The 10645-nt window shown below is 62.7% G+C and carries 10 protein-coding genes; 9 read left to right on the forward strand and 1 reads right to left on the reverse strand.

Annotated features, from left to right (window positions below; translation table 11 throughout):
• Positions 1-257: 257 nt before the first annotated feature.
• The 9 genes from SOX55_RS05545 (at position 258) to SOX55_RS05585 (ending at position 9884) form a co-directional block, all read left to right on the forward strand.
• Positions 258-674: a PH domain-containing protein gene (locus SOX55_RS05545; protein WP_325286445.1), complete on the forward strand. Its 417-nt coding sequence runs from the start codon at positions 258-260 to the stop codon at positions 672-674.
• Between the two features lie 41 nt (positions 675-715).
• Positions 716-982: an extracellular matrix regulator RemB gene (gene remB / locus SOX55_RS05550; protein WP_325286446.1), complete on the forward strand. Its 267-nt coding sequence runs from the start codon at positions 716-718 to the stop codon at positions 980-982.
• A 12-nt stretch (positions 983-994) separates the two neighbouring features.
• Positions 995-1324, forward strand: a complete 330-nt coding sequence (locus SOX55_RS05555) for a hypothetical protein (protein WP_325286447.1) — start codon at positions 995-997, stop codon at positions 1322-1324.
• 95 nt (positions 1325-1419) lie between these two features.
• Positions 1420-3387: a DNA topoisomerase (ATP-hydrolyzing) subunit B gene (gene gyrB / locus SOX55_RS05560; RefSeq protein WP_325286448.1), complete on the forward strand. Its 1968-nt coding sequence runs from the start codon at positions 1420-1422 to the stop codon at positions 3385-3387.
• A gap of 20 nt (positions 3388-3407) precedes the next feature.
• Positions 3408-5882, forward strand: a complete 2475-nt coding sequence (gyrA, locus tag SOX55_RS05565; protein WP_325286449.1) for a DNA gyrase subunit A — start codon at positions 3408-3410, stop codon at positions 5880-5882.
• A gap of 13 nt (positions 5883-5895) precedes the next feature.
• The gene (locus tag SOX55_RS05570; protein WP_325286450.1) at positions 5896-6237 is read left to right on the forward strand and encodes an SHOCT domain-containing protein; all 342 of its coding nucleotides are present in this window, start codon (positions 5896-5898) and stop codon (positions 6235-6237) included.
• Positions 6238-6291: 54 nt separating this feature from the next.
• Positions 6292-7107 (forward strand): Cof-type HAD-IIB family hydrolase, encoded by an 816-nt coding sequence (locus tag SOX55_RS05575; RefSeq protein WP_325286451.1) that lies wholly within the window; start codon positions 6292-6294, stop codon positions 7105-7107.
• Between the two features lie 7 nt (positions 7108-7114).
• Positions 7115-7552 (forward strand): ribonuclease HI, encoded by a 438-nt coding sequence (gene rnhA, locus SOX55_RS05580; protein ID WP_325286452.1) that lies wholly within the window; start codon positions 7115-7117, stop codon positions 7550-7552.
• Between the two features lie 421 nt (positions 7553-7973).
• Complete coding sequence (locus tag SOX55_RS05585) at positions 7974-9884, forward strand: NAD(+) synthase (protein WP_325286453.1); 1911 nt, start codon at positions 7974-7976, stop codon at positions 9882-9884.
• A gap of 284 nt (positions 9885-10168) precedes the next feature.
• Here SOX55_RS05585 and rpsT read toward each other — a convergent pair whose 3' ends face one another.
• Positions 10169-10435 carry a 30S ribosomal protein S20 gene (rpsT, locus tag SOX55_RS05590; RefSeq protein ID WP_325286454.1) on the reverse strand — a complete coding sequence of 89 codons (267 nt, stop codon included), beginning with the start codon at positions 10433-10435 and terminating at the stop codon, positions 10169-10171.
• Between the last annotated feature and the right edge of the window lie 210 nt (positions 10436-10645).

The raw sequence follows: 10645 nt of genomic DNA on the forward strand, positions 1-10645 counted from the left end.
GGGGGAAACAGGCGAAGCGCCGCCAGCGGCGGAAACAGCGAGGGCTGTTTCGAGGAAGCGGCACGATTGGCGGCCCCAACGGGGCCGGGAATCGTACTGCCGCGACGGTGGTTTGCAATCCCGCCGACGATGGTCGGCACCTCCCGGCGCCCGGACGGGCGCAATCCCGCCGGGGTCCCGGCAATTTCCCGCACCGGAATCGGTGCAAAAGCCCGTGCTGTTTTCACCGAAAAAACAGAAAACCAGGAGGATGATCTATGGATTCCATCAACTACATCTGGAAAGACCGCAAGCGCGTTTTTGGCCTGCCCTGGACCTTTACCCGCTACCGCCTCAGCGAGGACCGGCTGTTCTGCGAGAAGGGCTTTCTCAACATCAAGCAGGACGAGGTGCTGCTGTACCGGGTCCGGGACCTGCAGCTGAACCTGAAGCTGACCCAGCGGATTTTCGGCGTGGGCACCATCTGCGTGGTGTCCTCCGACAAGAGCGTGCCTCACCTGGACCTGGTGAACGTAAAAAACCCCCGGGAGGTCAAGGAGCTGATCCACAAAAACGTGGAGGCCGCCAAGGACAAGCGGCGGATGCGCACCATGGAGGTCATGGGCGGCAATGACGAGCTGGATGTCCATGACCCGGACGGGGACCTGGACGACGAGGTCTGCGGAGAGGAGTAACCATGGTTCAGATGATGCTGGGACTGTTCCGGTGAGGCGCCATGTATCTGCACATCGGACAAAGTGAAATCCTGCCGGAAAAGCGGATCATCGGCATTTTTGATATGGATAAGGCCACCTATAACCGCCGGGCCATGGAGTTTCTCACCCGGGCGGAGCAGGAGGGCGTGGTGCTGGACATCTCCGGCGACATCCCCAAGTCCTTCGTGGTCTGCGACCATCCCTACCACCGCCAGATTGTGTATCTGTCCCAGCTGAACCCCGCCACGCTGCAAAAGCGCTCGGAGAGCCAGAAGCTGGAGCTTTGAAAGGAGCAGCGGATGAAAGAACTGATTGCCGCCGATCTTCTGAGATCGCTCCCGGAGTTTTTTCTGTGGGAGACTTCACTGAAGCTGCTGACAGTGCTGAGCCTGCTTGGAGGTGCGGCGGCGGAATGGACGATCCTCAGAAGAAATGAAAAATGGTGGGTGTTCCCGCTGCTGCTTTTCGGGGCGGCTGCGATCCTGGAAGGCCTTTGGCAGTTGTCCGTGGGGTGGTCCGGCCTGATCTTTCCCATCTGCGGCTGTTTTACCCTGCTGATTCTGGCGGGAAGCCTGTTGTCCCTGATACTTTATAAGCTCTGGACGAAGGTCTGTGACCTGTGTCCCTGACCGCCGCGGGGCGGGGAGAAGCAGGCCGGAATTGCTTCCGGCCCGGCTCTGTCCGCCCTGTACGCGGAATACAAACCCCTGAAAGGAGAAACCACATGGCAGAAAACGAGATCCTGAACTCCACCGCCGTCAACGCGGAAAACGAGTACGACGCGTCGGAGATCCAAGTGCTGGAGGGACTGGAGGCAGTCCGGAAGCGGCCGGGCATGTATATCGGCTCCACCTCCTCCTCCGGCCTGCACCACCTGGTCTACGAGATCGTGGACAACGCCATTGACGAGGCCCTGGCGGGCTACTGCACGGAGATCACCGTCACCATCAACGAGGGTGACACCATCACCGTCACCGACAACGGCCGCGGTATCCCTGTGGACATTCAGGCCCAGACGGGCCGGCCTGCCCTGGAGGTGGTGTACACCGTGCTCCACGCCGGCGGCAAGTTCGGCGGCGGAGGCTACAAGGTCTCCGGCGGCCTCCACGGCGTGGGCGCCTCCGTGGTGAACGCCCTCAGCGAGTGGCTGACGGTGCAGGTCCACCGGGACGGCAATATCTATGAGATGAAGTTCTCCCGGGGTCATGTGACCCAGGAGATGACCATTGTGGGCCATACGGACCACACCGGCACCACCGTCACCTTCAAGCCGGACCCGGAGATGTTCGATGACACGGTGTACAGCTATGAAACCCTCCATACCCGCATGCGGGAGGAGGCGTTCCTCAACGCCGGACTGCGGATCACCATCACCGACGCCCGCTCCTCCTCCGCCGACCGGCCGGAGAGCGACCGCTACCATACCATGTGCTACGAGGGCGGCATCCGGGAGTTCGTCACGTGGCTGAACCGGGGCAAGGACGCCCTCCACGGCGAGGTCATCTACATGGCCGGCCAGAAGGGGGACTCCATGGCGGAGGTGGCGCTGCAGTACAACGACGCCTATAACGAGACGATTCTCTCCTTTGCCAACAACGTCCACACTCCCGAGGGCGGCATGCACGAGGAGGGCTTCAAGCGGGCGCTGACCAACGTGCTCAACGCCTACGGCCGGAAGATCAGAATGCTGAAGGATGACGAGAAGGTCTCCGGCGAGGACTGCCGGGAGGGCCTCACCTGCGTCATCTCCGTGAAGCTGACGGAGGCCCAGTTCGAGGGCCAGACCAAGGCGAAGCTGGGCAACAGCGAGATCCGGACGCTGGTGAACAACATCGTGGCCGACAAGCTGGAAACGTACCTGGAGGAGAACCCCCAGGTGGGCCGCATGATTCTGGACAAGGCCCTCACCGCCAACCGTGCCCGGGAAGCGGCCAAGAAGGCCCGGGAATCCATCCGCCGGAAGACGGCGCTGGGCGGCGCCGCCATGCCCGACAAGCTGCGGGACTGCAACGAAAACAACCCGGAGCTGACGGAAATCTATATCGTCGAGGGCGACTCCGCAGGCGGCTCCGCCACCCAGGGCCGGGACTCCCGGTTCCAGGCCATCCTCCCCCTGTGGGGCAAGATGCTGAACGTGGAAAAGGCCCGGGCGGACAAGGTCTACGGCAACGATAAGCTCCAGCCCGTCATCACTGCCCTGGGCGCCGGCATCGGCGACGAGTTCGACTGCGCCAGGCTGCGCTATCACAAGGTCATCATCATGGCCGATGCCGATGTGGACGGCTCCCATATCCGCACGCTGCTGCTGACTTTCTTCTTCCGCTTCATGCGGCCTCTCATCGAGCACGGCTACGTCTATTCCGCCGTGCCGCCCCTCTATAAGCTGACCCGGGGCAAGGTCACCCGGGTGGCCTTCTCCGACGAGGAGCGGGATAAGGTCTCCGCCGAGATGCGGGGGGATAACCCCAACGCCAAGGTGGACATCTCCCGGTTCAAGGGCCTGGGCGAGATGAACCCCCACGAGCTGTGGGAGACCACCATGGACCCGGAAAAGAGGACCCTGCGGCGCATCACCCTGGATGACGCCGTGGCCGCCGACCAGACCTTCTCCATCCTCATGGGCGAGAAGGTGGAGCCCCGGAAGGAGTTCATTGAGCGCAACGCCCGCTACGCCGTGAATCTGGATTACTGATCCCTCAAGGAGGATAGAAGATGAGTAAAAAACCCCAATATGACCCTGAGGAGATCCGCTACCCGGACCAGAGAATTGTGGAATCGTCTCTGGTGCCGGAGATGGAGAAATCCTATATCGAATACGCCATGAGCGTCATCGTGGGCCGGGCCCTGCCGGACGTGCGGGACGGTCTGAAGCCGGTCCACCGCCGCATCCTCTACGCCATGTACGAGGACAACCTGACCAACGACCACCCCTTCAAGAAGTCCGCCACCTGCGTGGGCGACGTGCTGGGCCGGTATCACCCCCACGGCGACGCCTCCGTCTATGATGCCCTGGTGCGTCTGGCCCAGGATTTCTCCATGCGCTATGTGCTGGTGGACGGCCACGGCAACTTCGGCTCCGTGGATGGCGATCCCCCCGCCGCCTACCGTTACACCGAGGCGCGGCTGTCGAAGCTGTCCGACGAGCTGCTGCGGGACATCGACAAGGAGACGGTGGACTGGGACCCCAACTTCGACGAAACCCGGAAGGAGCCCCGGGTCCTGCCCTGCCGCTTCCCCAACCTGCTGGTGAACGGCTCCTCCGGCATCGCCGTGGGCATGGCCACCAACATCCCGCCCCACAACCTGCGGGAGGTCATCGGCGCCTGCATCTGCGTGCTGGACAATCCGGAGGCGGACCTGAACGACCTGATGCAGCACATCAAGGGCCCCGACTTCCCCACCAGGGGCATCATCATGGGCCGCAGCGGCATCCGGGCCGCCTACGCCACCGGCCGGGGCCGTCTGGTGCTCCGTGCCCGCCACGAGTTTGAGGAGTTCGGCAAGGACCGCACCCGCATCATCATTACCGAGATCCCCTACCAGGTGAACAAGCGGATGCTCATCAAGAGCATGGCCGAGCAGGTGGAGGACAAGCGGCTGGAGGGCATCTCCGACATCCGGGACGAGTCCGACCGCAACGGCATGCGCATCGTCATCGAGCTGAAGCGGGACGCCAACCCCCAGGTGGTGCTGAACCGCCTGTTCGCCCAGACCCAGCTGCAGACCACCTTCGCCATCAACATGCTGGCCCTGGTGCAGAACCAGTCCCAGCCGAAAATCCTGTCCCTGCGGCACATCATTGACGAGTACCTCACCTTCCAGGAAGAGATCATCGTCCGCCGCACCCGCTATGACCTGAAAAAGGCCCAGGAGCGGGCCCACCTGCTGGAGGGCCTGCTGATCGCCCAGGACAACATCGACGAGGTCATCAAGATCATCCGCTCCAGCTATGACAACGCCAGGGAGAACCTGATGAGCCGCTTCGGCCTGGACGAGATTCAGGCCCAGGCCATTCTGGATATGCGCCTGAAGGCTCTGCAGGGCCTGGACCGGGAGAAGCTGGAAAACGAGTACAAGGAGCTGGAGGAGAAGATTGCCTACTTCCAGCGGGTGCTGTCCGACGAGGGCCTGGTGCGCCAGATCCTGAAGGAGGAGCTGACCGCCATCGCCGACAGGTACGGCGACGACCGGGTCACCGAGATTCAGGACGTGGAGGACGAGATCGACATCGAGGACCTGATCGAGGAGGAGCAGTGCGTCTTTACCATGACCCAGGCGGGCTACATCAAGCGCACCCCCGTCAGCGAGTACACCGCCCAGTCCAAGGGCGGCATGGGAAAGAAGGGCATCACCACCCGGGAGGAGGACTACGTGGTGGACGTGTTCACCGCCTCCACCCATGACTATATCCTGTTCTTCACCGACACCGGCAAGGTGTACCGGAAGAAGGGCTACCAGATTCCCCAGGCGGGCAAGACCGCCAAGGGCACCAACATCATCAACATTCTCCAGGTGGAGCAGGGGGAGCGGGTGCAGACCATGCTTCACTTCCGGGAGACCTCGGAGGATGAGCTGTACCTGATGATGGTCACCCGGGACGGCACTGTGAAGCGCCTGCCGGTGGCGGCCCTGAAAAACCTGCGGAACAACGGCATCCGCGCCCTGACCCTGGACGAGGGAGACGAGCTGGTGTCCGTGCTGGAGACCGACGGCACCCAAAAGGTGCTGATCGCCACTCACGACGGCCAGGCCTGCTGCTTCGACGAGAACGATGTCCGGCCCATGGGCCGCACCGCCGTGGGCGTCCGGGGCATCCGGCTCCGGGAGGGCGACTTCGTGGTGGGCGCTGCCGTGGCCAGGGACGGCACGGAGATTCTGTCCATCACCGAACGGGGCTACGGCAAGCGCACCGCCGTGGAGGAGTACCGCATCACCAACCGGGGCGGCCTTGGCATCCGCAACTACATGGTCACGGAAAAGACCGGTCCCGTGGTGGGCATCAAGGCCGTGGACGGCGGCGAGGACCTGCTGCTGGTGACCCAGTCCGGCATCCTGATCCGCACCGCCGTGGAGAATATCCGCACCGCCGGCCGCGCCACCCAGGGCGTCATCGTCATGCGCTTCAAGGAGGAGGGCGACCGGGTCATCTCCCTGGCTCTGGCGGACCGGGACGAGTCCGCGGAGTAAGAAAGGAGCGGCTATGGCAAAAAAGAAGGTCACCTACCGGCCCGGCAAGGTCCAGGGGGTGTTCGGCGTCATCTGGGGCGGCATCTTTGTGATCATCGGACTGGTGGTGGCCGTCCCCAATTTCGGTGCCTTCGGACTGCTTTGGACGTTTCTGGCTGTGGCCATCACCGGCTATAACGCCTATCTTGCCTTCGGCAAGGGGAAGGTGGGTCCGGAGATCTATATTGAGGATGACGCCGTCCCCGCCTCCGACGCGGAGGAGCGTCTGACGGAGCTGCGGAACCTCTATGACCGCCGCCTCATCACCGGGGAGGAGTACGAGGCCAAGCGAAAGGAAATACTGGACAAGCTGTAAAACTTTCGGAACAGGGGCGGTATCGCCCCTGTTCTCAGTGAAAGGATGATTCCCATGCCTTACCGACTGCTGGCCATGGACATGGACGGCACCGTTCTGAATTCGGAAAAGATCATCACCCCCCGGACAGACCGGGCCATCCGGCAGGCCCTGGCCGCCGGGAAAGAGGTGCTGTTCGCCACCGGCCGCTGCCCCGCGGAGGTGCGGCCCTACCTGGAGCAGTACCCGGAGATGCGCTATGCCCTGTGCCTCAGCGGCGCCGTGATCTTCGACGTGGCGGCGGGGAAAACCCTGGCGGACGCGCGCCTCTCCCCCGCCCTGACGGAGCAGATTCTGGCCGCCGCAAAGCAGGTGGACGCCATGGTGGCCATCTACGCCGGGGACGACGTGTTTGTGGAGCGGAGCCAGCGGCCCCGGATGGCCTATTTCGGCTGCGACTGCTTCGCCGCGCTGTATGACCGCTGCGCGATCTATGTGGATACCCTGCGGGAGGCCCTGGACCGGGAGGGCCACCGGGTTCACAAGATCAACCTCTACTGCCACACCCACGATGACTGGGAGAAGGCCGGGGTGCTGCTGGGCGGCCTGCCGGTGACCTGCGCCCAGGGCATCCCCAACAACTTTGAGGTCTCTCCCCGGGGCGTCAGCAAGGGGGAGGGCCTGCGGCAGCTGTGCCGGGCCATCGGCGTCCCCGTGGAGGAATCCATCGCCGTGGGGGACGAGGGCAATGACCTGGCCATGGTGGAAGCCGCCGGTCTGGGCGTGGCCATGGGCAACGCCACGGCGGCGGTGAAGGCCGCTGCCGGCACCGTCACCGCCGACTGCGACCATGACGGCGTGGCGGAGATCATCGAAACCTGTCTGCTGTGAGGATGCTATGAAAACTGTCACTGTCTATACCGACGGCGCCTGCTCCGGCAACCCCGGACCGGGGGGCTGGGCGGCCATTCTGATGTACGGCCCCCACAAGAAGGAGCTGTCCGGCGGCGAGGCGGAAACCACCAACAACCGCATGGAGCTGACCGCCGTCCTCCGGGCGCTGGAGACGCTGAAGGAGCCCTGCGTGGTGGAGCTGTGGTCCGACTCCAGGTACGTCATCGACGGCCTCTCCAAAGGCTGGGCCAGAAGCTGGCGGGCCAGGGGCTGGGTGAAGTCGGACAAGAAGCCGGCCCTGAACCCGGACCTGTGGGGCCCCCTGCTGGATCAGGCGGACCGCCATGACCTCCGCTATCACTGGGTCAAGGGGCACGCCGAAAACGAATGGAACAACCGCTGCGATGAACTGGCTGTGGCGGAAAGCCAGAAATACAAATAAGGTTTTCCACAAAAGTCTGCACAGCGGTGGAAAACGATTGCGCCCGCAAACAGACCGGAAAAGCCGGAATTGTTCACAATTCGTTTACAAGATGAACACGATTCCGCCATAATTTCCGGGTATCTTAATAATCAAGCAACGGGTCCTCCCAGCCCGGTGCGAATTTTCTCCCTCCTAAGACACACACAAACAGCAAAAGCCGCCGGAAGGCGGCTTTTGCTGTTTGTGTGTGCAGTGATTCCACGGGAGGGGGACGGCGCCTCCTTGTACTCCCCCTGCAGGGCGGAAAAACGCAAGGAGATTTTCCACCGCTGGGAGACAACCCAACCGTTTTTCCGGAACCGGCGGCAGCCCGCTTGTAAAACCGGGAAAGACGGTGTAAAATACCAATCAATCAAACAACCACAGGGAGGCTTTTTCGATGAAACATGGTTTTATTTCCGTGGCCTGCGGCGCGCCGCCGCTGCGTCTGGCCGACTGTGACTACAACGCCGAGCAGACCTTTCTCCTGATGCGCAAGGCGGAGAAGGCCGGCGTGAAGGTGCTGGTGCTGCCGGAGCTGGGCCTGACGGGCTACACCTGCGGCGACCTGTTCTACCAGAACACCCTGCTCCGCTCCGCCCTGCAGGCCCTGGCCACCGTGCTGGAGGCCACCCGCAATCTGGAAGTGGTCACCGCCGTGGGTCTGCCCGTTGAATTTAATAACAGACTGTATAATTGCGCGGCAGTTATACAGAAGGGAAAGCTGCTGGGCGTGGTGCCCAAGACCAACCTGCCCAATTACGGCGAGTTTTACGAGCGGCGCCAGTTCGCACCCGCCCCGGCGGAGCTGGACACCATTACGCTGTGCGGCCAGACGGTGCCCTTCGCGGCGGAGCTGGTGTTCTCCTGCCAGAACATTCCGGAGCTGAAGGTGGGCTTTGAGATCTGCGAGGACCTGTGGGTCCCCGTGTCCCCCTCCGTGGCCATGGCCCGGCAGGGCGCCACCGTCATCGGCAACCTGTCCGCCAGCAATGACCTCATCGGCAAGGACGCCTACCGCCGCCAGCTGGTGACCATGCAGTCCGCCAAGCTGCTGTGCGGCTATGTGTACGGCAGCTCCGGCGAGGGGGAGTCCACGTCGGACGTGGTGTTCGGCGCCCACCAGCTCATCGCCGAAAACGGCACGCTGCTGGCGGAGCGCCGGTTCGACGGCGGCCTGCTGATCTCGGAGGTGGACGTGCAGAAGCTGTGCTTCGAGCGCCGCCGCACCCAGAGCGTGGGCGGCGACGGCCCTGCCCGCCAGGGTCTCCCCTTCTCCCTCACCATCGCCCCCACCAAGCTGACCCGCTACGTGGCGCCCCAGCCCTTCGTTCCGGAGGAAAAGGACCAGCGGGACGACCGCTGCCGGGAGATTCTGCTGCTGGCCTCCATGGCCCTGAAGCAGCGGCTGGAGCACACCCGGGCCAGAACCGCGGTGGTGGGCCTGTCCGGCGGCCTGGACTCCACCCTGGCGGTGCTGATCACCGGCCTTGCCATGAAGATGCTCTGCCGCCCCATGACGGACATCGTGGCGGTGACCATGCCCTGCTTCGGCACCACCGACCGCACCAAAAACAACGCCGTCATCCTGGCGGAGCGGATGGGGGCCACCCTCCGCACCGTGGACATCTCCAACAGCGTCCGCAGCCACTTCAGGGACATCGGCCATGACATGGCGGACCACTCCGTCACCTTTGAAAACGGCCAGGCCCGGGAGCGGACCCAGGTGCTGATGGACATCGCCAACCAGACCGGCGGCATCGTCATCGGCACCGGCGACCTCAGCGAGCTGGCCCTGGGCTGGTGCACCTACAACGGCGACCACATGAGCATGTACGCCGTCAATACCTCCATTCCCAAGACCCTGGTGCGGCATCTGGTGGCCTATCTGGCCCGGGACAACGCACGGAAGGACGAGGAGCTGAAGGACGTGCTGGAGGACATTCTGGACACCCCCGTCTCCCCGGAGCTGCTGCCGGCGGTGCAGGGGGAGATCGCCCAGAAAACCGAGGACCTGGTGGGGCCCTACGAGCTGCATGACTTCTTCCTGTACTATATCCTCCGCTGGGGCTTCGGCCCGGAGAAGGTGTTCCGGCTGGCGGAGTACGCCCTGGGCAAGCAGTACAGCCGGGAGGTCATCCTCAAGTGGCTCAAGACCTTCTACCGCCGGTTCTTCAGCCAGCAGTTCAAGCGCAACTGCCTCCCCGACGGCCCCAAGGTGGGCAGCGTGGCGGTGTCCCCCCGGGGCGACTGGCGGATGCCCTCCGACGCCCAGGCGGCGGCGTGGCAGGCGGAGCTGGAAACGCTGTAAATCCGGAAACGAAACAAGGACCCGTCCCACAGGGACGGGTCCTTGTACGTGACAAAGAAGTCTCACAGAGTTCGCGCCCGCAGGCGCGAAAAAACATAATTTGTTTTTCCCGGCGGCGTGTACGTCGGGAAAAACACTGCTCGGCCCGCAAACGTGCGAGCCGTCCGCTTATAGCGGACGGTAAGTGCGCTGCGGCGGGCCGCAACTCTACTCAAAAAAGTGGCACCGCCACTTTTTTGAAAGAAAAAAAGGACATCCGGCAGGATGTCCTCTTTTTGAATCAATCAGCCCTCGATCTTGTTGAGCTTCAGGGTCAAGGCGCTCTTGCGGTGAGCGGCAGTATTCTTGTGCAGAATGCCCTTCGCCACAGCCTGATCGACCTTCTTGACGGCGACCTTGTAAGCGCCATCGGCCTCGGTGCGATTGCCTTCAGCGGCAGCCGCCTCGAACTTCTTGATGGCAGTCTTCAGATCGGACTTCGTAGCCTTATTGCGCGCGTTGCGGACCTCACCGATGAGGACACGCTTCTCGGCAGACTTGATATTCGGCAAACCAAACACCTCCTCCTGGCATTTCTTGGCGCGGTTTCATAATTTCCACCGTGCAGAATGATATTTTAGCAGAGAAGTCCAGAAAAAGCAAGTCTTTTTTTAATATTTCTATATTTTTTTGTATAACGCGAATATCTCCGCAAAAGCTACCCTTAATACCACAAGATTTTGTGTCAGGAGGGCAAAATGTTTACAAAACGGACGGATCTG

This window comes from Dysosmobacter sp. (assembly GCF_034093755.1).
Lineage (GTDB): Bacteria > Bacillota > Clostridia > Oscillospirales > Oscillospiraceae > Oscillibacter.

What these genes read in the sequence shown, in the direction of transcription:
- SOX55_RS05585 (WP_325286453.1), top strand. Translation starts at nt 7,974, where the DNA reads ATGAAACATGGTTTTATTTCCGTGGCCTGCGGCGCGCCGCCGCTGCGT.
- remB (WP_325286446.1), top strand. Translation starts at nt 716, where the DNA reads ATGTATCTGCACATCGGACAAAGTGAAATCCTGCCGGAAAAGCGGATC.
- gyrA (WP_325286449.1), top strand. Translation starts at nt 3,408, where the DNA reads ATGAGTAAAAAACCCCAATATGACCCTGAGGAGATCCGCTACCCGGAC.
- rnhA (WP_325286452.1), top strand. Translation starts at nt 7,115, where the DNA reads ATGAAAACTGTCACTGTCTATACCGACGGCGCCTGCTCCGGCAACCCC.
- SOX55_RS05575 (WP_325286451.1), top strand. Translation starts at nt 6,292, where the DNA reads ATGCCTTACCGACTGCTGGCCATGGACATGGACGGCACCGTTCTGAAT.
- SOX55_RS05570 (WP_325286450.1), top strand. Translation starts at nt 5,896, where the DNA reads ATGGCAAAAAAGAAGGTCACCTACCGGCCCGGCAAGGTCCAGGGGGTG.
- SOX55_RS05545 (WP_325286445.1), top strand. Translation starts at nt 258, where the DNA reads ATGGATTCCATCAACTACATCTGGAAAGACCGCAAGCGCGTTTTTGGC.
- gyrB (WP_325286448.1), top strand. Translation starts at nt 1,420, where the DNA reads ATGGCAGAAAACGAGATCCTGAACTCCACCGCCGTCAACGCGGAAAAC.
- SOX55_RS05555 (WP_325286447.1), top strand. Translation starts at nt 995, where the DNA reads ATGAAAGAACTGATTGCCGCCGATCTTCTGAGATCGCTCCCGGAGTTT.